Here is a 21,811-nt window from a genome sequence, read left to right on the forward strand (position 1 = left end):
GCCCGGCCGTCCGTCCAGCGGTCGCGGCACCCGGCGCGGTGCCCCCTGGCCGCGCGTGCCCCGTGCTCCGGCGGGCCCCGGCGGCCGCCGCCCCCGGGCCGCACCGGCGGCGTGCGCGGCGCGCCGCGGACCCCGCGCTCCACCACTCCGCACAGCAGAAAGGCTGACACGCTCATGGCTGACACGACGACAGAGCCCACCGCTTCGGACGCCGTCCCGCCGCCCGCGGCCGAGGACACCCGGCGGGAGGTGCGCGAGGCGGCCGCCAAGATCATGGGCATCACGCCCGAGGAGATCGACGACGACGCCAACCTCGTCATGCTGGGGCTCGGCTCGCTCCAGGTGATGCGGATGAGCAGCCGCTGGCGGCGCGCCGGGACCCCGGTCGACTTCGACACCCTGGTCGCCGAGCCGACCGTACGCGCCTGGGCCGCGCACGTCGCGCAGGTCCGCGCGGCGGCCGGCGAGGAGGGCGCCGCGTGAGCCCGAAGGCCCCGGCCGCCCCCGCCCCGCTGCTCGTCCGCGGCGCGCACCTCTACCCGGCCGACGCCACCGACCGGGTGGTGCCCGACGGTTCGGTGCTGGCGGTCGACGGGCGCGTCGCGGCGGTCGGCACCGTGGAGGAGGTCGACGCCGCCGTGGCCGCGCTCGACCCCGCGACGCGTGCCGCGCTGCGCACCCTCGACGCCCGGCGGATGATCGCGCTGCCCGGGTTCGTGAACGCGCACTGGCACGAGCTGTTCGCCACCCGGTTACCGTTCAACGGCGCCTTCCGGCCGGACAGCGACCGCGAGGACCAGCCGGGCTTCCTCGGCCGGGGCGGCGACATGTACCGCACCTCCGCGGTCTTCGACTCCTTCCACGACATGATCGACGGCCTCACGCCCGAGGAGGGCGACGCCATCGCGCGCTACTCGATGTGGACCCAACTGCGGGCCGGCGTCACCACGCTCGGCGACGTCGGGTCCGTCAACCACCCGGACGCGCTGGCCGACGCCGCGCTCGGCCTGGGCATGCGCTGCTCGGTCAGCACCTGGGCCGCCGACGCGGTCTGCGCCCCCGGCGAGAGCCGGTTCCGCCGCACCCGGGACACCGACCTGCTGCTCAGCCGGGTCGAGGCGCTGATCGACCGCTGCGCGGCGGACCCCACCGGCCTGCTCCGGGCCCGCCCGACCGCGGTCTACGGCACCAACATGACCGACGAGCTCGCCCTGGGCCTGGCCGGTCTGGTGGAGCGCCACGACACCGGCTTCGCCTCGCACATCTGCGCCCAGCGCAACGAGCCCGAGGTGATCCGCACCTACTACGGCAGCACCCCGGTCCGCCGGTTCGCCGACCTCGGCCTGCTCAACGAGCGGTTGATGTCGGTCCACACGGCGTTCGTCGACGACGAGGAGCGCAAGCTGCTGCTGGAGGGGCGGGTGCACCTCAGCCACTCGCCGGGCAAGTACGGCGGCGCGGGCGAGTCCGCGATGACCGAGACCCGGGTCATCCCCGACCTGCGGCGGGCCGGTCTCGACGTCTCGCTGTCCACCGACGGCCAGCCGCTGTCCTTCGCCGGCATGCCCGAGCAGATGCGGGCCGCCTGGCAGGTCCACAACGAGCTGTACGCGGACTCCACCGTCGTGGTGCCCACCGACGCGCTGGCGATGGCGACCCGGCTGGCCGCCCGCGGCCTGCGCTGGGAGGACCGGATCGGCAGCCTGGAGCCCGGCAAGGAGGCCGACCTGGTGCTGGTCCCGATGGACGACTGGCGCTACGTCCACAACCCCCGTCCGCTGGAGGCGTTCCTCGCGCTCGGCGGCTCCGGCGACGTGGACACCGTGGTGGTCGGCGGCCGGGTGCTGATCGAGGGCGGCCGCGGTGTGGCGGCCGACGAGGCGGAACTGCTCGCCGGGTACGAGGAGGCGGTGCGCTCCTTCTCGATCCGGTGCCTGAAGGTCGACCCGGACCGGATCGACGCTCTGTACGCACGTTCGGCCCGGCGCCGCGGTGGCGACGGGACCCCGACAAGCGAGGCGGGTGCACGGTGACGAACGACATCAACGGCATGAACGGCAAGGTGGCCCTGGTGACGGGTGCCGCCGGCGGGATCGGCTCGGAGATCGTCCGGGCGCTGCACGCGCAGGGCGCCACGGTCGGCCTGGTCGACCGCGCCCCGGGCGCCCTGGACGAACTGGTCGCCGACATCGAGGAGTCCGGCGTCCCGGGCGGCGGCCGGCTGCTGGCGCTGCCCGCGGACGTCTCCGACCCGGCCCAGGTCACCGCGCTGGTGGACCTCGCCGAGGCCGAACTCGGCCCGATCGACCACCTGGTGAACGCCGCCGGCGTGCTGCGGCCCGGCCCGGTCGGCAAGCTCACCGAGGAGGACTGGCACGACACGTTCGCGGTCAACGCCACCGGCGTCTTCCTGCTGTGCCGCGCGGTCTCGGCCCGGATGGTGCCGCGCGGCGGCGGCGCGATCGTCACCATCGCGTCCAACGCGGCCCGCACCGCGCGGACCGACATGGCCGCCTACGCCGCGTCCAAGGCCGCCGCGCAGGCGTTCACCAAGTGCCTCGGGCTGGAGCTGGCCCGGCACGGCATCCGGTGCAACGTGGTCGCCCCCGGCTCCACCGACACCCCGATGCTCACCTCGCTGTGGTCCGGCGAGGGCGCCGAGCGGCCCTCCATCGACGGCGTGCTCGACTCCTTCCGCGTCGGCATCCCGACCGGCCGGCTGGCGCTTCCCCGCGACGTGGCCGAGGCGGTGCTCTTCCTGCTGTCGGACCGCGCCGCCCACATCACCCTCCAGGACCTCACGGTCGACGGCGGCGCCACGCTCGGCGTCTGAACCCCCGCGCCACCGGACCCGCCGCGCCGGGCCCCCGGCCGCGGCCGCCGTTCCGCCTCCGCGCACGGCGGCCGCGGCCCCCACCCGTATCGCCGACCCCGCCCAGGAAGGGCCACCCATGGCGAGACCCGTCATCCCCGAGATCACCCCGTACCCCATGCCGTCCCCGGCGGCGCTGCCGGAGAACACCGCGTCCTGGACGCTCGACCCGGACCGCGCGGTGCTGCTCGTGCACGACATGCAGCGGTACTTCCTGCGCCCGATCCCCGAGGGCCGCTCGCTGCGCGCCGACCTGGTGCGCAACTGCGTGGCGCTGCGCGAGGCCGCCGCGGCGGCGGGCGTGCCCGTCCACTACACCGCCCAGCCCGGCGGGATGACGCCCGAGGACCGTGGGCTGCTGATGGACTTCTGGGGTCCGGGCATGGACGCCAACCCCGAACACCGCGCCATCATCGACGAGTTGGAGCCCCGCCCGGACGACACGGTGCTCGTCAAGTGGCGGCCGAGCGCCTACTTCCGCACCCCGCTGCTGGAGTCGCTGCGCGCCTCCGGCCGCGACCAGCTCGTGGTGTGCGGGGTCTACGCCCACGTCGGCATCCTCCAGACGGCCGCGGAGGGCTGCGCGCACGGCATCCGCACCTTCCTGGCCGGCGACGCGGTCGCCGACTTCTCCGCGGCCCACCACCGGATGAGCCTGGAGTACGCCGCGACGCGCTGCGCGATGGTGCTGCCGACCTCGGCGCTGCTGTCCGCCCTGCCCGCCCGCTCGCTGGAAGGCGACCCGGCATGACCGCCCCGACCCCCCAGGCCGCCCCGAGCGACCCGGCCGCCGCCACCCGGCCGGCCGCCCCGGCCGCCGACCCGCGCGCCATGCTCGCCCGGATCACGGCCGGCAACGACGGCGAGCCCTTCGCGCTGCTGCACCGCCCCGAGTCCGGCCGTCCCGGCGCCGGCCCCCTGGTGGACCTGCTGACCGGCCCGATCGGCAGCCACGCCGAACTGGCCGACCTGCCGCTGAACGCGCACACCGCCCCGGGCCGCCACGAGTTACTGGTGCTGATGCCCTTCCGGCAGATCGCCGAGCGCGGCTTCGCGCACGTGGACGACGGCACCCCGATGCAGGCGATCCGGATCGAGCAGCAGTCCTCGCTCCCGCTGGACGACCTGCTCGCCGCGCTCCCCAGCAGCCAGGCGCACCCGATCCAGGTCCGCGACGCCCGCTTCGACCTGGACGACGAGGCGTACGCCGAGACCGCGCGCCGGATCGTCACCGAGGAGATCGGCACCGGCGCCGGCGCGAACTTCGTGCTCAAGCGCACCTACCTCAGCCGGATCGACGGCTGGTCGGTGCCGGCCGCGCTCGCCTACTACGGCCGGCTGCTGCGGCGCACCAGCGGCCAGTACTGGACGTTCCTGGTGCACACCGGCGAGCGCACCCTGGTCGGCGCCAGCCCGGAGCGGCACATCACGCTGCGCCGCGGCACCGCGGTGATGAACCCGATCAGCGGCACCTACCGCTACCCGCCGGGCGGCCCCACGGCCGCCGGGGTGCTGGACTTCCTCGCCGACCGCAAGGAGACCAACGAGCTGTACATGGTGCTCGACGAGGAACTGAAGATGATGAGCCGGGTCTGCGAGCAGGGCGGCCAGGTACTCGGCCCGCGGCTGCGCGAGATGACCCACCTCGCCCACACCGAGTACTTCATCGAGGGCCGCACCTCCCACGACGTGCGGGACATCCTGCGCGAGACGCTGCTCGCGCCCACCGTCACCGGCAGCCCGCTGGAGAGCGCCTGCCGCGCCATCGCCCGGTACGAGCCCGAGGGCCGCGGCTACTACGCGGGCGTGGCCGCCCTGATCGGCAGGGACGCCACGGGCCGCAGGGAGATGGACTCGGCCATCCTCATCCGCACCGCGGACATCGACACGCAGGGCCGGCTGCGGATGAGCGTCGGCGCCACGCTGGTCCGCGACTCCGACCCGGCGGCCGAGGCCGTGGAGACCAGGGCGAAGGCCGCCGGACTGCTGGCCGCGCTGCACGACGGCGCGGCGGAGGGCACCGGGACGCCCGGCGGCACGCCGGCGGGGGAGGACCGGGGCACGGACCCGGCCGCCGCCGGCGCCCCTTCGGCCGCGCCCGCCGCCGCCCCGGCCGGTGCCGGGCACTGGACGTCCGGGCCCGCCTGGGACGGCCGGATCGGCGAGATCCGCAGCTCGCTGGCCGCCCGCAACGAGCCGCTGGCGCCGTTCTGGCAGGCGCCGCCGCAGTCCCGCGGCCGCCGGTGGCCGCGGCTCGACGGGCGCCGGGTGCTCATCATCGACGCGGAGGACACCTTCACCGCGATGGGCGCCACGCTGCTGCGCGGCCTCGGCTGCACCGCGGAGGTCCGGCGCTTCGACGAGCCGTACGGGCTCGACGCCGCGGACCTGGTCATCGTCGGCCCCGGGCCCGGCGACCCGCGCGACACCCGCCACCCCAAGATCGCGCACCTGCGCGCGGTCACCCGGGTGCTGGCCGACCGCGGCACCCCGTTCCTGTCGGTCTGCCTCGGCCACCAGGTGCTCAGCGGCCTGCTCGGCCTGCCGCTGATCCGCAAGGAGGTGCCGAACCAGGGCGTCCAGCGCGAGGTCGACGTGCTCGGCAGCCGCGAACTGGTCTACTTCTACAACACCTTCGCCGCGGTCAGCGAGGCCGACGCCTTCCGCGCCAGGCACCTTCGGCCCGGCCCGGTCCAGGTCTCCCGCGACCCGGTGAGCGGCGAGGTGCACGCCCTGCGCGGCGACGGCTTCTGCTCGCTCCAGTTCCACCCGGCGTCCGTGATGACCCGCAACGGGCACGACCTGCTCGGCCGGCTGCTGTCCGGCCTCCTGGACACCGAGCCCGCGGCGGTCGGCGCGCCCGCCACCGCGTCCCGTGCCACAGTGAAGAGGTGAGACCGCGACATGACGCCCACTCACGCCGGCCCGGCCGCGCCTGACGGCCTGCCCGCCGCGCAACAACCCGACTGGCCCGACCCCGGGCGGGTGCGCGCGGTGCGCGCCGAACTCGGCGCCCTGCCCGGGCTGGTGCCCGCCCACGAGTGCGACCGGCTCGGCGAGCGGCTGGCCGCGGTCGCCCGCGGCGAGGCGTTCCTGCTCCAGGGCGGCGACTGCGCCGAGGAGTTCCGGCGCGCGACGCCCGGCGCGGTGCACGGCACGGCGCAGACGCTGCTGCGGATGGCGGGCGCGCTGGAGCAGGCCGCCGGCCTGCCCGTGGTGACCGTCGGCCGCCTGGCCGGGCAGTACGCCAAGCCGAGGTCGAGGCCCACGGAGACCAGGGGCGGCCGCACGCTGCCCGCCTACCGCGGCGACGCGGTCAACGGCGCCGCGTTCACCGCGGCCGACCGCGCCCCCGACCCGCGCCGACTGCTGGCGGCCTACGACGCCGCACGGACCACGCTCGGCCTGATGAGCGCGTACCTGGCCTCGGCGCGCGGCGCGGCCAGCCGCGAGGTCTTCGCCAGCCACGAGGGCCTGCTGCTCGACTACGAACTGCCGCTGCGGCGCACCGATCCGGCCACCGGACGCGCGTACGCGACGTCCGGCCACCTGATCTGGGCGGGGGAGCGCACCCGCGGGCTGGACGACGCGCACATCGCGTTCCTGGCCGGGATCGCCAACCCGGTGGCGGTGAAGATCGGCCCGACCGCCCGACCGGGCGAGCTGAAGGAACTGGTGCGCCGGCTCGACCCCGAACACCGGCCCGGCCGGCTGACGTTCGTGATCCGGGTCGGGGCCCGCAAGGTGCGCCAGGTGCTGCCCGACCTGGTGGCGGCGGTCGCGGAGACCGGTGCGCCGGTGGCGTGGGTGTGCGACCCGATGCACGGCAACACCTTCGAGGCGCCGACCGGCCACAAGACCCGGCACTTCGACGACGTCTACGACGAGATCGCCGGGTTCTTCGAGGTGCACGCCATGCTGGGCACCCACCCCGGCGGGGTGCACCTGGAGCTGACCGGCGACGAGGTGACCGAGTGCGTCGGCGGAGGCGCCGGCTCCGCGCGCGGGGCGGGGGTCTCCTTCGCCGACCTGCCCTGGCGCTACGCGTCGGCGTGTGATCCGCGGCTCAACCGCTCGCAGTCGCTGGAGATGGGTCGGCTGATCGCCGGGCTGGTCGCCGAGCGGACGCGGGTGCCGGTCGGGTAGCCGCCGGTCGCGCGGCGCTTCGTGGTGGGGTCCCGGGTGCGGGACCCCACCACGTCTGCCGTGCGCGCCCGTCCGTTCCGTGCGTACCGCCGGCCCGCGCACCCGCCCGTGGCCGCCGCCTTGCGAGCCCCGCCGGTTGTCGCCGGTCCGCGAGCGCCGTTGATCGCCACCGGCCCGCGTGGGCACCGCCGGCCGGCAGTGCCCACGCGGGCCGGCGGCCGCGTCTCAGGAGGCCGCCCAGCCGTTCAGCCGGGCGCACTCCGCGCAGTGCGGCTCGGTACCGGGACGGCGGTCGGGGCCGGCGGCGGGCGTGCCCCCCCGGGCCTCGCGGATGAGCACCGGCTCGGGGACCTCCGCCTGGCTGAGCACCCGGGCGAGTTCGGCCCGCGCGGTGACGCCCAGCTTGTGGTAGACGCGGTGCAGGTGGTTCTCCACGGTGCGCACGGAGACCACCAGCCGGCCGGCGATGTCGCGGTTGGACAGTCCGGTCGCGGCGAGCGCGGCGACCTCCCGCTCCCTGGTGGTCAGTTGGGCGGTCGCGCTGTCCCGCCGCGGCTCCATGACCAGCCACGGCGGCAGGCTGCCGCCGTAGTCGGCGAGGATGCCGTGGCAGGCGGTCCTCGCCTCGCGGCTCTTGCGGCGCCGGCCTGTCGCCCGGTACGCGCGGCTGGCCTGCGCCGCCGCCTCCGCCGCGAGCGGCAGCGCGCCCCAGACCCGGAACCGTACGGACACCGAGGCGAGGGCGTCGCCGTCGCCGGCGGCGAGCGCCCGGATGTGGTCGGCCTGTAAGCGTGCCAACTCCGACGTGGTGCAGGCGGCGAGGCGTTCGGCCTGGGCGGTGACCGACACGCTCTGCGAGATGCGCGCGGCCAGGTGCAGCGCGGACACCGCCGTCGCGGGGCGCTGTCCGGCCACGGCCCGCTTGGACACCGCGAGGGCCTGGCTGACCGCCCCGGACCGGTCGCCGGACCAGGCGAGCACGAGCGCGCGCTCCAGCGCGATGTCGTCGGCGGCGACCGGGTGTGCCGCCGCCTCGCTCTGGATCTGCCGCGCCTCCACCAGGGTGCGCAGCGCGTCGCTGTGCTGGCCGGACTGGGCGAGCACGCCGGCCAGTTGGGCCAGCGTCCAGGCCGGCATCGCCAGCCAGTCGCCGCGGCCGCGGACCGCGCCCGCGTCGCGCAGCAGCGCGATCGCCTCGTCGGTCCGGCCGAAGTTGCGGTACAGCCGCGCCCGTAACACCGCGACGTGTAGCTGGCGTTCCTGGTCGTCGCCGGCGCTGTGCCGGCGGATCGCCTCCAGCGCGGCGGCGAAACCGCCGATGTCGCCCATCAGGAAGGAGCAGCGCGCCAGCAGTACGAAGTAGCGCAACTGGGCGTCGTCCTCCCAGCCGTCCACCCGGTCCCGGCAGGCGGCCAGTTGCTCCAGCGCCGCCGCGGGATCGCCGAGTTCCACCCGCGCGAAGGCCACCGCGGGCAGCAGCTCCTGCGTGACGCGGGAGTCGGCCGGCTCCGCGGGCAGTACCTCGTCGCCGATCTCGACGGCGTGCCGCAGCCGGCCGGCGAGGATCGCGATGACCGCGCGGTAGCCCTGGAGGGGCAGGGCCCGCTCCGAGCCGACCGCGGCGATCGCCTTGTCCAGCACGTCCGCGGCGTCCTCCAGCCGGCGCAGCCCCTCCGCGAGGTTGGCCGCACGGGCGCGCACGGCGGCGAGGAGGTCCTCGGCCGGGGCGTGGCAGTCGCCGTCCATCACGCTGGCGAACACCCGCTCCGCCTCGGTGTGGCGGCCCTGACCGGCCATGATCCGGCCGAGCAGCAGCGCCGCGGCGACGTCGTCGGGCGAGCCGTCCGCTCCCTGCCCACCAGGTGCTACGCGCGTTGAAACACGGCGTGAAAAAGGACGCAACGTCGGCGGACCGAGCGGGGGCAGCGCGTCCCAGTCCCGGCCGGCCTCGCCGTGCTCGCCCACCGCGGCCCCGGCGCCGGGCGCCTCGAAGCCGCCGTCGAAACCGCCGCCGTCGAAACCGGCCGCGTCGCATCCGGTCCGCTCGTAGGGGGCCCGGCCGCGCGCGCCGTCCAGCGCGAGCCGGCACAGCCGCTCGGCGAGGGCGAAGTCCTGCCGCTGGAAGGCGGTGTGCGCGAAGCCGAGCAACTGCTCCGGCCCGGGAACCAGTCCGGCGTCCAACCGCAGGGTGATCAGGCGCAGTTGGTCGTCCGCCCGGCGCGCTCCGGTGCTCTCGATCCACTCGGCGATCTGGCGGCGCAGCCGCCGCGCGGTCAGGTCGGACATCCGCGCGGCCACCACCACCCGGCTGAGCGGCAGGGCCAGCCGAAGCCGGAGCCGGTGGCCGGTGCGCTCCACGGCCACCACGCCGCGCAGGTTGAGCGACTCCGCGGCCTGGGAGAGGTCGAAGTGGGCCGCGATGTCCGCCTCCAGCGGCTCCGCGAGGGCGAGCATGTTGACCAGTTCCTGCTCGTCGGGGTCCAGGTCGCGCAGCCCCAGGTGGACCACGGCGGCCAGCCGCCGGGTCGGCGGCTCGGCCAGGCCCTGCCAGCGCCACATCCCGTCCACCTGCCGCAGCGACTCGTCGGCGAGCGAGTGCTCCACCAACTCCCGCAGTATCAGCGGGCTTCCGCCGGTGTTGGTCCACAGCCGCTCCAGCGTGGCGGCGTCGATGTGCCCCTCCAGCCGGCCGTGCAGCGCGCGCGCCACCTCGGCCCGGTCGAAGGGACCCAGTTCGATCCGCTCCACCAGGCGGGTGACCCACAGCTTGTCGATCGAGGCCGGCGCCGGGGCGCCGCTGCGGACGGCGGTGACGACGCCCAACTGCCCCGCGACGGCCAGCCGGTAGAGGTGGGCGGCGGACGCCTCGTCCACGAGGTGGGCGTCGTCGAGCCCCACCAGGGGCCGCTGCGGCGGCGACGCCTGCCGCGGCAGCGTGCCGAGCCGGTCGAGGCAGTCGGCGAGCGTGGCGAAGGTCTCGACCGGAGCACCGCCCTCCTGCGCTCCGCGCCACGCCCCGCCCACCGCGACGACGCTCCGGCCGGCCGCGGCGGCCCGCTCCAGGGCCGCCTCCAGCAGCCGGCTCTTGCCCATGCCCGGGTCCCCGTCCAGCAGGACCCCGCCGCCGTGGTCGACGGCGGCCTCTACGGCGGCCAGTTCCCTTTCCCGCGCGATCATCGGCCAGTCGTGCCCGGTATCCACCGGCATTCTGCTGCACTCCCCGCTGAAAGACGCCGATCCGGTCAAGTTCCCCATGCCCCTACGGCCCTTAATTGCCGAGTGTCACACCGATGTGAACTGGTCATTTCCATCCGCTGAATTCCGCTGACTCGCTCACATTTTCTGGTCATGAGGTCACAGGAACGGTAAGCGAAACGCTGGGAGCGTACCTGTACCCGTTCTGGCGCCCGTCTCCCGCGCCGTTATGGCGGCCTGGCCTCGGTGGACGGGGGGCGGCGCGGGGCCGGTCGGCAAGAGGAGGAGGAAATTCTGACACCCGGACAGGCAGTCGGCCGCGCGCCGGCCGTCCGGCGACCCGGACGCCGTGTCAGCGCCGAGGGCCCTTCCGGAGTCCCCGGGGCGGCCCCCGGGCGGTGCGACGGGCCCCGAATCCGGGACGTGCGCCGGTGTGCGCGGGGCTGTGCACCGATCTTTCCCCGGCATCACCTTAGGTGAGCGCGCGGGGCGGAAGGAAGCACGTCAGGCACTCTGGTCACGTCCGTCACGCCGACGTATCGTCATGGATACGGTGCGTGACAAGGCGGGCCCGAAAGCCAAGATCGCGGGTATCGACGCCATGATGACGCCACAGATCACCTCGATATGCTCGACGGGACCACGCGTCATGACCAGTAATTCGGAGACGGGGTGAACCGTTTCCGCGGGGAGGCTTCTGGGTATGAGTGGGGCTTTATGGGGTGCTGTTCTGCGTGAGGCCCGCTTGACCGCCGGGCTGACGCAGAACGACGTCGCCCGCCGGGCCGGCATGAGCGTCCGGGCACTGCGCTACATCGAGTCGGGCAAGGTGGCCCAGCCCCGACGCCACTCGCTGGACCGGCTGGCCGAGGCCGTCGGGCTCGACCTCGCGGACGCGCCCTGGCGCACCGGCGGCGAGGGCCCCGCGCGGCCGGCCGGCGGCGACACGCACGACATCCGGGTGCTGGGGCCGCTGACCGTCTCCTGCGAGGGCCAGCCGGTCGAACTGCCTCTGAAGCAGCGCACCCTGCTCGGCCTGCTGGCCATCCAGCCCAACCGCGTGGTCAGCCAGGCCGAGATGACCGAGGTGCTGTGGAGCGGCGAGGCGCCGCCCTCCTCGCTGGGCCTGCTGCACACCTACATGGCCCGGCTGCGCCGCACCCTGGAGGGCGGCCCCGGCGGGCGCGGCGACCACCGCCGGGTCACCACGGTGCGCGGCGGCTACTCGCTGTCCGCCGAGCCGGCCGGCCTGGACCTGCTGCGTTTCGAGGAGTACACCGCCAAGGCCCTGGGCGTGCGGGAGAGCGAACCGGCGCTGGCGCTGGAGCTGTTCGGGCGCGCCTTCCAGTACTGGCGCGGCCCGGTGCTGGAGGACGTGCCCGCGCTGCGCCAGCACCCGGTGGTGGTCGCGATCGGCCAGCACCGCTTCGACATGGTCATCGAGTTCGCGAACCTGGCGCTGTGCCAGAAGCGGCACGCCGTCGTGGTCAAGCAGCTGATGGCCGCCGCGTACGAGGAGCCCCTGCACGAAGGGGTGCAGGGCCGGCTGATGCTGGCACTGGCCGGGTCGGGCCAGAAGGCGGCCGCGCTGCGGCTCTTCAGCGACCTGCGCGAGCAGTTCCACGAGGAGCTGGGGGTGGAGCCGAGCGAGGAGATCTGGGCGGTGCGCCGCAGCATCCTCGCCCAGCCCGGCGAGGAGGGTCCGGCCCGGCCGGCCCGCGCCCGCGGCGGCCCCGACCGGGCCGCGCCGGTGCAGACCTCGCCGCCGGTCCGCTCCGCCACCTCACCCGCCCAGATCCCGCCCGTGGTCAGGCCGTTCGTCGGCCGGCGGGCGGAGATGGCCGCGCTCGACCGGCTGCTGGCCCGCCAGCGCAGGGACCAGACGGCGGTGGCGATCGCGACCGTCTACGGCCCGCCCGAGCAGGGCAAGACCGCGCTGGCGGTGCACTGGGCCCACGAGACGCACGACTGGTTTCCCGACGGCCAGCTCTACGCCGACCTGCGCGGCGGCGACGCGGCGGTCGGCGAGCCCCTGGAGCCGCTGAGCGTGCTCGGCAGCTTCCTGCGCTCGCTCGGGGTCGCCAAGGACCGGATACCCGCCGACCTCGCGGAGAGCTCCGCGCTCTTCCGCACCCTGCTCGCCGGCCGCTACGTCCTGGTGCTGCTCGACGACGCGGGCACCTCCGCGCAGGTCAGGCCGCTCCTGCCGGGCACCCCGGGGAACCTGGTGCTCGTCACCAGCCAGCACCCGCTGCCCGACCTGGTGGTGCGCAACGGCGCCACCCCGCTGGAGCTCGACGTGCTGTCGGTCACCGAGGCGCGCGAACTGCTGGACGCCTTCCTGGGGGCCTCGCGCACCGCCGCCGAGCCCGAGGCCACGGCGGCGCTCGCGGAGGTCTGCGGCCGCCGCCCGCTGGCCCTGCGGCACACCGCCGCCCAACTCGCCGCCCGGCCCAACGCGTCGATCCGGGAGTGGGTGCGCACCACCACGGTCCGGCAGGTGCAGTCCCGGCAGCGCCGGTCGCCCTCCCGCTCCGACGGGGACGCGGGCGCCAACGGCCCCGGCGGACACCCCGGCCGCGCGGCGGCGGGCTCGTAGCGGCGCCCGCCGCCGTCCGCGGCGCCGCGCGCACGACGCGGACGGAGCCGGCGCGCCGGGTCGGCGCGCGCGCCAAGTGGAACCCCGGCCGGAGTTCTCCGCGGTGCGCGCTGATGGCCGCTGACACGCGCTGACAGATTCGCTGACACCCTTGCGCGATGCTGACAGCGGAACCCCTGATCGCCCGCTTCGCGACATTCTCCCAGCTCAGTGTGGGTGGTTGGTTTCCATCCGCACCGAATGATTATGCACGGGGCACGGAGGACGTGTTTCCCGGTTCGTCGTCGGTTGCCCAGGAGAAGACCTCCCGCCTACTGTCCCGAACTGCGGGCGCCCCCCGAATTCGGCCGTCGGCATATCCGCACCCCGCGAACACGTCACGGGGTCCGGGCATTCCACGGCCGACGGGTCCGGCGTGCGGACCACCGGGAAACTCAAGTCGTCGGGAAGGGAATGGAATGGGGAACATCACGACCCAGGAAGCCCAGGACTGGCTGATCGATAAGATTGCCCACCGCCTGGGTGTGGAGCCGTCCGCGGTTCCGCCGGAGCAGTACTTCGACGAACTCGACCTGGACAGCACCGAGGCGCTGATCCTCGCCGGCGAGATGGAGAACTGGCTCGGCTTCGAACTCCAGACCACGGCGCTGTGGTACCACCCCACCATCAAGGACCTGGCGGCCCACCTCGCCGAGGAGGTCGCGCAGCGTGCCTCCGCCTAGGGCCCGCCGCCCTGACCCGCGGGGAGCCGCTCCCCGTCCCGAGGCACCGCCGATCGTCCGCCGGCACCGGCCCACGCCGCCCGGCGGGCACAGCGTCTACGCCGTCCACCCCGGCGCCCTGCCCTCGGGCGTGTGGAGCGGGGTCGCGGACGCGCTGCCGGCGGACACCGGGTTCGCCGTGCTCGACCTGGCCGGCGTCCCGGCGTACTTCGAGGCGGCGCTGTCCGGCGGCCACAGCGACCTGACCGTCGCCTCGCTCGTCGCGCGGCTCACCGAGGAGCTCCGCGCCGACCGGGCCGCCGGGCCGCGGGCGGCGCGGACGACGTTCGCCGGCTGGTCCTTCGGCGGCGTGCTCGCACAGTCGATGACCGAGGAACTGGAGCCGGCCGAACGCCCGGACCGGCTGGTGCTCCTCGACAGCATCGCCCCGACCGATGCCTACCAGCAGGCCGACGACGCGCTCGACCCGCCCATGCTGCTGCGCTGGTTCGCGATGTACCTCGGCGCCAAGCGGAACCGCACGGTCTCGCTCGGCCCCGGCGGCACCGCGGGACTCGACATCGACACCGGGCTGGTGCGCATCCTCGACGCGGCGGTCGACTGCGGCGCCCTGGCCGCCGGCACCCCGCTGCCGGGACTGCGCAAGCTGTACGACACCTACGTCGACGGGCTGCTGCGCAACAACCGGCTGACCGCCACCCACCGGCCTGTGCCCTCGTCCGTGCCGCTGGCCCTGATCAAGGCCACGCACAGCCTCATCCTGGGCGACGACACGCTCGGCTGGCAGGAGCTGGCGCCGCACGGCCTCGACCTGCGCCGGCCCGCTCCCGGGGACCACTACACGATGCTGATCCGCCCCGACGCCGCGGCGGCCATCGCCGAAGTGGTCCGACCGCCCCGCTGATCCGCCGGTCCCCACCGGACGACCCACCCACCAGCCTGCCCGCGCCCCCGCTCCGGCCCGACCGGCCGGAGCGCCGGCCGCGCCGTGCCAGGCGGGCGTCGCCACGGAAGATCCCGTTCGTCCAGATCCCAGAGAGACTCGCCGTGAACTCTTCGCAGGAATCCGCGCTCGACCGTCGGCTCGCCCGTGACCCCATCGCCATCGTCGGCCTCTCCGCGCTCTACCCGAAGTCCCGCGACCTGACCGAATTCTGGGCGAACGTCGCGTCGGCCGCCGACTGCATCGACGACGTGCCCGCCACCCACTGGGACGTCGACGAGTTCTACGACCCCGACCCGTCGGTGCCCGACAAGACGTACGCCCGGCGCGGCGGCTTCATCCCCGACGTGGCCTTCAACCCCATGGAGTTCGGGCTGCCGCCCAACACCCTGGAGGTCACCGACGTCCTCCAGCTCCTGAGCCTGGTGGTCGCCCGCGACCTGCTCAAGGACGCCGGCGCCGACCAGGACTGGTACGACGCCTCGCGCACCGGCGTCGTCCTCGGTATCACCGGCGCCAACCAGCTCACCCAGCCGCTCACCGCGCGGCTCCAGACGCCGGTGCTCAAGGAGGTGGTCCGAAGCTGCGGCCTGTCCGAGCGGGACGCCGACGAGATCGCCGCCAAGTTCCGCATGGCGTACGCCCCGTGGGAGGAGAACTCCTTCCCGGGCATGCTCGGCAACGTGGTCGCCGGCCGGATCGCCAACCGGCTGGACCTCGGCGGCACCAACATGACGATCGACGCCGCCTGCGCCAGCTCCCTCGGCGCGGTCAAGACCGCGGTCAGCGAGCTGCTGGAGGGCCGCGCCGACACCATGCTGGTGGGCGGCTGCGACGCCGAGAACACCATCTTCATGTACCTGTGCTTCAGCAAGACCCCGGCGCTGTCCAAGGGCGGCCGGATCCGCCCGTTCGACAAGAACGCCGACGGCACGCTGATCGGCGAGGGCATCGGGATGCTCGCGCTGCGCCGGCTCTCCGACGCCGAGCGCGACGGCAACCAGATCTACGCGGTGCTGCGGGGCCTGGGCACCTCCAGCGACGGGCGCTTCAAGTCCATCTACGCGCCCCGCAAGGAGGGCCAGATGGTCGCCCTGCGCCGGGCGTACCACGACGCCGACTGCTCGCCCGCGAGCGTGGAGCTGTTCGAGGCGCACGGCACCGGCACCGCGGTCGGCGACGCCACCGAGCTGAGCGCGCTCGCCGCGGTCGTCGGCGAGGCGACCGAGGAGCGCGCCTACGCCGCCGTCGGCAGCGTCAAGTCCCAGATCGGCCACACCAAGGCCGCCGCCGGGGCCGCCGGCATGATCAAGCTGGCGCTCTCGCTGCACCACAAGGTGCTGCCGCCCACCATCAACGTGGACGAGCCCAACCCGGCGATCGACTTCGAGAACGGCCCGTTCTACGTCAACACCGAGCTGCGGCCGTGGATCCGCGACCCGAAGCTCGGCCTGCGCCGCGCCGCCATCTCCTCGTTCGGCTTCGGCGGCACCAACTTCCACTTCGTGATGGAGGAGTACGGCGACGGCGCCGACCTGGAGGTGATGTTCCCGGTCGCCTCCGTCCACCTGTGGCACGCGCCGGACACCGCCGCGCTGACCGCCGCGCTGGCCGCCGGCGACGGCGCCCAGGGCGGCCCGGCGCCCGCCGACCACGCGCGGGTCGCGCTGGTCGCCAGGACCCCGGAGGAACTGGCCGCCCTGCGCGAGGCCGCGCTCGGCGAGCTACGCGCCCGGCCGGACGCGGACGCCTGGACCCACCCCAAGGGCGTGTACTTCCGCCGCCGCGCCGCGCAGGACGGCAAGGTCGCCGCGCTCTTCGCCGGCCAGGGCAGCCAGTACGTCAACCCCGGCAGGACCGCCGTGCTGGCGCTGCCGCCGCTGCGGGCCGCCTTCGACGAGGTCAACCGGCAGTTCACGGACGCCCGGCCGCTGTCCCGGATCGCCTTCCCCCCGCCGTCGTTCGACGCCGAGGGCCGCAAGGCGCAGGAGGCCGAGCTGCGCGAGACCGCGCACGCGCAGCCCGCGATCGGCGCCCTGTCGGTCGGGCAGTACCGCTACCTGGCCGAACTCGGCTTCTCGGCCGAGGGCTTCCTCGGCCACAGCTTCGGCGAGCTGACCGCGCTGTGGGCGGCCGGCGCGCTCGACGGCGACACCTACTTCGCGCTCGCCCGGGCCCGCGGCGCCGCCATGGCGCCCCCGGCCGACCCGGACTTCGACGCCGGGGCGATGGCGGCCGTGGCCGCCCCCGAGCAGAAGGTCGCCGAACTCCTCGCGGACGCACCGGGGCTGGCCGTCTGCAACCGCAACGCGCCGGACCAGATCGTGGTCGGCGGCGCCACCGAGCAGATCGAGCGGCTGGTCGCGACCGCGAAGGAGGCCGGACTGCGCGCATCGCGGCTGCCGGTCTCCGCCGCCTTCCACACCCCCCATGTCGCCCACGCCGTCGAGCAGTTCGGCGCGCACGTGCGCGCGGCCGAGATGCGCGAGCCGCGCGGCCGGGTGCTGCCCAACACCCGCGGGGCCGTCTACGGCGCCGACCTCGACGCCAACCGCCGCGTCCTCACCGAGCAGTTGATCCACCCGGTGGACTTCTCCGCCCGGGTGGAGGAGCTGTACGACGCCGGCTTCCGGGTGTTCGTGGAGTTCGGCCCCGGCTCGGTGCTCACCCAGTTGGTACGGCGGGTGCTCGGCGACCGCGACCACACCGCGATCTCCCTGGACGGCGGCGCCAAGCGCGACGCGGAGCTGACCTTGAAGCAGGCGGTCGCCCAACTCGCCGTGCTCGGGGTCCCGCTGGCCACCGCGGACCGCTACGTCGCCGAGCCGCGGCGCAGCGAGCCGGCCAAGGGCATGACGATCTCGCTCAACGGCATCAACTACGTCTCGCCGCAGCGCAAGGCGGCCTACCGGGACGCGATCGAGAACGGCTACCGGGTGCCCGTCCCGGCCGCCGTCGCCGCCGGTGCGAGCGCCGCGCCGATCGCCACCGCCTCCGGTACCGCTTCCGCCGGCGCGGCGAGCGCGCCGCGGCCCGCGCCCGCGGGCCCGCCGGCCCCGGCCGCCGGACCGGCCCCGATCACTGCGGCCGCCGTCGCCGTGGTGCCGCCCGCCCGGTCCGCCGCGCCCGCCCTGCCGGCCCCCGTCCCCGCACCGGCCGCGGCCGCACCGGCCGCGCCCCCTGCCCCCGCCCCCTCCGTCCTGGAGACAGCTCCCGTGGACAATGACCGCCTGGCCGATCTGATGGCCGACCACCTCGAACTGCACGACGAGTACCTGAACGGCCAGTTGCAGAGCGCCGAGCGCCTCGCCCGGCTGCTGGAGCGCGCCGACGAGCAGGGCCGGGTGAACCAGGTGATCGCCGGGGTCACCGCGGTCAAGGAGCACGGCCTCGCGATCGGCCGCACGCACCTGCGGGCGAACGAGATCCTGCGCGACCTCGCCGGGCTCGAACTGGGCACCGCCCCGGCCGCCCCGGCCGCCGCGCCCGCGGCCTACGTCGAGCCCGCCCGGCCGGCGACGCTGCCCGTGGCCGCCCCGGCGCCCGCACCCGGGATCGCCGCCCCGGCGCCCGCCGTCGCGGTACCGGTGGCCGCGCCCGCGCCCGCCCCCGCGGCTCCCGCGCCGGCCCCGGCACCCGTGGTGCCCGCGGCTCCGGTCGCCGCCGCGCCCGCCCCGGCACCCGCCGCCGCTCCGGCCGGCCCGGACTCCGCCTCCGTCGAGTCCGCGCTGCTCGACGTCGTCGCGGAGAAGACGGGTTACCCCGCGGACATGCTCGAGTTGGACATGGACGTCGAGGCGGACTTGGGGATCGACTCGATCAAGCGGGTGGAGATCATGGGGGTGTTGCAGGAGCGGTTCGGCGTGGAGGCGTCGGCTGGTCCTGAGGCGTTGGCGGAGTTGCGGTCGTTGCGGGACATCGTGGAGTTCATGGCGGTGCCGGGTGCGGTGGGTGCCGGTGTTCCGGCTGCCGCGGTTGCCGTGCCTGCTGCCGGGGTGTCGGCTGGTCCGGACGCGGCTGCGGTGGAGTCGGCTCTGCTGGGTGTGGTGGCGGAGAAGACGGGTTATCCGGCGGAGATGCTGGAGCTGGACATGGATGTCGAGGCGGATTTGGGGATCGACTCGATCAAGCGGGTGGAGATCATGGGGGTGTTGCAGGAGCGGTTCGGCGTGGAGGCGTCGGCTGGTCCTGAGGCGTTGGCGGAGTTGCGGTCGTTGCGGGACATCGTGGAGTTCATGGCGGTGCCGGGTGCGGTGGGTGCCGGTGTTCCGGCTGCCGCGGTTGCCGTGCCTGCTGCCGGGGTGTCGGCTGGTCCGGACGCGGCTGCGGTGGAGTCGGCTCTGCTGGGTGTGGTGGCGGAGAAGACGGGTTATCCGGCGGAGATGCTGGAGCTGGACATGGATGTCGAGGCGGACTTGGGGATCGACTCGATCAAGCGGGTCGAGATCATGGGGGTGATGCAGGAGCGGTTCGCCTTCGAGTCCTCGGCCGGTCCTGAGGCGCTGGCGGAGTTGCGGTCGCTGCGGGACATCGTGGAGTTCGTGGCCGGCGGCGACGCGTCCGCGGCCCAGCCCGCCGCCGCACCCGCAGCGGCGCAGGCGTCCGCGGGTGGGGTGTCGGCTGGTCCGGACGCGGCTGCGGTGGAGTCGGCTCTGCTGGGTGTGGTGGCGGAGAAGACGGGTTATCCGGCGGAGATGCTGGAGTTGGACATGGATGTCGAGGCGGATCTGGGGATCGACTCGATCAAGCGGGTCGAGATCATGGGGGTGATGCAGGAGCGGTTCGCCTTCGAGTCCTCGGCCGGTCCTGAGGCGCTGGCGGAGTTGCGGTCGCTGCGGGACATCGTGGAGTTCGTGGCCGGCGGCGACGCCTCCACCCCCCAGCCCGCCGCCGCACCCGTCCCGGCGCCGGCGTCCACCGAGCCGCGCGGCCGCATCGGCCGGGCCCAGGCTGCCCTGGCCGTCCTCCCGGAACCCGACCGGCTCGTCAACGCCTACCCGCAGGGCTCGGGAGCCCTGATCGTCGACAACGGCGGGGACATCACCCCGGTGCTCGCCGAGCGGCTGGCGGCCGAGGGCTGGAAGGTGCACGTCCTGCGGCTGCCCGGCGTCGCCGAGCGCGCCTCGGGCGTCCGGGACCACGCCCTGGCCGGCTGGGGCGTCACCGAACTGGCGGCCCGCGTCGAGGACGCGCTCGCCGACCGGATCAGCCTGGTGCTCGACCTCACCACCGCCCCCGGCGGCGACTGGGCCGACGGCGTCCGCCGGCTCGCGCACTCCCTGCTGGTCGCCAAGCACGTGGTCGAGCCGCTGACCGAGGCCGCGGCCTTCGGCCGGGCCGCGTTCGTGGCCGTGACCCGGCTCGACGGCGCCTTCGGGCTGCACGGCGTGGCCGAGGAGTCGATACCCGGCGGCGGCGTCGCCGGACTGGTCAAGACCCTCGCGGTGGAGGCCCCGGAGCTGTTCTGCCGCGCCGTCGACCTCGCCCCCGCCCTCGACCCGGCGGCCGCGGCCGCGGTCGTCCTGGAGGAGGTGCACGCGGCCGGGGCCGAGCCGGTCCAGGTCGGCCGCGACGGCACCCGGCGGGTCGGCCTCACCCTGGCCGACCAGCCGCTGACCGGCACCGGGCGGGCGAGCGCCCCGCTCGGCTCCGACGACCTGCTGGTGGTCACCGGCGGCGCGCGCGGCATCACCGCCTCCTGCGTGGCCGAGCTGGCCCGCCGGCACCGCCCCGGGCTGCTGCTCCTGGGCCGCACCCCGCTCGGCGAGGAGCCGGCGTGGGCGCACGACGTGCCGGACGCCGGCCTGAAGGCCGCAGCGGCCGGCGAGTTGAAGGCCGCCGGCGAGAAGCCGACCCCGAAGCGCGTCGAGCAGCTCTACCGCACCGTGGTCGGCGTCCGCGAGATCCAGGCCACGCTGGCCGAGGTCCGCGCGGCCGGCAGCGAGGCCGAGTACCTCGCCGTCGACATCACCGACCAGGCCGCCACCGCCGCCGCGCTCGCCCCCCACCGGGAGCGGATCACCGGCCTGGTGCACGGCGCCGGCGTCCTCGCCGACCAGCTCATCGGCAACAAGAAGGCGTCCGAGATCGAGCGGGTCTTCGCGCCGAAGCTGACCGGGCTGCGCTCGGTCGTCGCCGCGCTGCCCGAGGACGCGCTGCGCCACGTGGTGCTCTTCTCCTCGGTGGCCGGCTTCTTCGGCAACCGCGGCCAGTCCGACTACGCGATGGCCAACGAGGTGCTGAACGCCTGGGCGTCCGCCTTCAAGCAGCGCCACCCGCAGACCCGGGTCACCTCGCTCAACTGGGGCGCCTGGGACAGCGGGATGGTCTCCCCGGAGATCAAGGCGGTCTTCGAGCAGCGCGGCATCACCCTGATCCCGGTCGGCACCGGGGCCCGGATGTTCGCCGAGCAGTTCTCCGCCGAGCGCGCCGACGACGTGGTCACCGTGCTCGGCCCGACCACCCCGCTCTCCGAGCGCGAGGCGGTGGCCCTCGCCTCCGAGGTCACCGTCGAGCGCACGCTGACCGGCCTGGCGGCCGACCCGATCCTCACCGACCACGTGATCGGCTCCGAGCCGGTGCTGCCGGCCGCGGTCGCGCTCGGCTGGGCGATCGGCGCGGTCGAGCGGATCGGCGGCGTCCCGGCCGGCCAGGTACGGGACTTCGCGGTGCACAAGGGCATCGTCTTCGACGGCACGCAGCCCGAGACCGTACGCCTGGTGCTGAGCCCGGCGGGCGACGCGGTGCGGGTGGCGATCCGCTCCACCGGCGCCGACGGCGCCCTGCGGCCGCACTACGCGGCCGTGGTCGACGCCGGGACGCAGCCGGCCGAGGCCGCGCTCGCCGGCCTGCCGGCCCTGGACGGGGGACAGGACGCCGCCGGGTTCTACGCCGACGGCACCCTCTTCCACGGCCCGTCCCTGCGCGGGGTGCGCCGGGTGCTCAGCGAGGCACGGGACCGGCTGGTCCTCCAGTGCGAGCTGCCCGAACACCGCCCGGCCGGCGGTGCGTTCGGCGGCACCCGCTACGCCCCCGGCACCGCCGACCTGCTGCTCCAGGCCGGACTGGTGTGGGTGAGGCTCTTCCAGGGCACCGCCTCGCTGCCGCTCGCGGTGGGCCGGGTCGACCTGCACCACCCGCTGCCGGACGGGGAGCCGTTCCTGGTCGTGGTGGAGCCCGCCGCCGGCGGCAACGGCAACGGCACCGCGGCCTCCCTCACCATCACCGCCTGCGCTCCCGACGGGCTGGTGCTGACCCGCTTCGACGCGGTCTCGGTGGTCTCCGCCCCGCAGCTCGCGGCCAAGTTCGTCACCAGCTGACCGCCCGCGTCCGAC

At 75.1% G+C, this 21,811-nt stretch carries 11 protein-coding genes; 10 read left to right on the plus strand and 1 reads right to left on the minus strand.

Features of this window, described 5'->3' with window-relative positions:
• Positions 1-174: 174 nt before the first annotated feature.
• The 6 genes from RVR_RS25110 to RVR_RS25135 all read left to right on the plus strand — a co-directional run bounded on the left by RVR_RS25110 (position 175) and on the right by RVR_RS25135 (position 7,018).
• Positions 175-483 (plus strand): phosphopantetheine-binding protein, encoded by a 309-nt coding sequence (locus tag RVR_RS25110; RefSeq protein WP_202236189.1) that lies wholly within the window; start codon positions 175-177, stop codon positions 481-483.
• Complete coding sequence (locus RVR_RS25115; protein WP_237404945.1) at positions 480-2,033, plus strand: amidohydrolase family protein; 1,554 nt, start codon at positions 480-482, stop codon at positions 2,031-2,033. Before RVR_RS25110 ends, RVR_RS25115 begins: the two co-directional genes overlap by 4 nt.
• A gap of 17 nt (positions 2,034-2,050) precedes the next feature.
• Positions 2,051-2,833 carry a 2,3-dihydro-2,3-dihydroxybenzoate dehydrogenase gene (locus RVR_RS25120; protein WP_202239115.1) on the plus strand — a complete coding sequence of 261 codons (783 nt, stop codon included), beginning with the start codon at positions 2,051-2,053 and terminating at the stop codon, positions 2,831-2,833.
• Between the two features lie 118 nt (positions 2,834-2,951).
• Positions 2,952-3,623: an isochorismatase family protein gene (locus RVR_RS25125; protein ID WP_202236190.1), complete on the plus strand. Its 672-nt coding sequence runs from the start codon at positions 2,952-2,954 to the stop codon at positions 3,621-3,623.
• Complete coding sequence (locus RVR_RS25130; protein ID WP_272933106.1) at positions 3,620-5,767, plus strand: anthranilate synthase family protein; 2,148 nt, start codon at positions 3,620-3,622, stop codon at positions 5,765-5,767. The genes RVR_RS25125 and RVR_RS25130 overlap by 4 nt, the downstream gene beginning before the upstream one ends.
• A 9-nt stretch (positions 5,768-5,776) precedes the next feature.
• Positions 5,777-7,018 carry a 3-deoxy-7-phosphoheptulonate synthase class II gene (locus tag RVR_RS25135; RefSeq protein ID WP_202236191.1) on the plus strand — a complete coding sequence of 414 codons (1,242 nt, stop codon included), beginning with the start codon at positions 5,777-5,779 and terminating at the stop codon, positions 7,016-7,018.
• A 225-nt stretch (positions 7,019-7,243) separates the two neighbouring features.
• On the opposite strand, the gene RVR_RS25140 is transcribed toward RVR_RS25135, so the two are convergent.
• Positions 7,244-10,225 carry a helix-turn-helix transcriptional regulator gene (locus tag RVR_RS25140; RefSeq protein WP_202236192.1) on the minus strand — a complete coding sequence of 994 codons (2,982 nt, stop codon included), beginning with the start codon at positions 10,223-10,225 and terminating at the stop codon, positions 7,244-7,246.
• Positions 10,226-10,916: 691 nt separating this feature from the next.
• On the opposite strand from RVR_RS25140, the gene RVR_RS25145 reads away from it, so the two are divergent.
• The 4 genes from RVR_RS25145 (at position 10,917) to RVR_RS25160 (ending at position 21,796) form a co-directional block, all read left to right on the plus strand.
• The gene (locus RVR_RS25145; protein WP_272933107.1) at positions 10,917-12,812 is read left to right on the plus strand and encodes a BTAD domain-containing putative transcriptional regulator; all 1,896 of its coding nucleotides are present in this window, start codon (positions 10,917-10,919) and stop codon (positions 12,810-12,812) included.
• A 458-nt stretch (positions 12,813-13,270) separates the two neighbouring features.
• Positions 13,271-13,534 carry an acyl carrier protein gene (locus RVR_RS25150; protein ID WP_202236194.1) on the plus strand — a complete coding sequence of 88 codons (264 nt, stop codon included), beginning with the start codon at positions 13,271-13,273 and terminating at the stop codon, positions 13,532-13,534.
• Complete coding sequence (locus RVR_RS25155) at positions 13,521-14,438, plus strand: thioesterase domain-containing protein (RefSeq protein WP_202236195.1); 918 nt, start codon at positions 13,521-13,523, stop codon at positions 14,436-14,438. Before RVR_RS25150 ends, RVR_RS25155 begins: the two co-directional genes overlap by 14 nt.
• A gap of 143 nt (positions 14,439-14,581) precedes the next feature.
• Positions 14,582-21,796: a type I polyketide synthase gene (locus RVR_RS25160; RefSeq protein ID WP_202236196.1), complete on the plus strand. Its 7,215-nt coding sequence runs from the start codon at positions 14,582-14,584 to the stop codon at positions 21,794-21,796.
• Positions 21,797-21,811 lie beyond the last annotated feature (15 nt).

Origin of the sequence: Streptomyces sp. SN-593 (genome assembly GCF_016756395.1) — a bacterium.
GTDB lineage: Bacteria > Actinomycetota > Actinomycetes > Streptomycetales > Streptomycetaceae > Actinacidiphila > Actinacidiphila reveromycinica.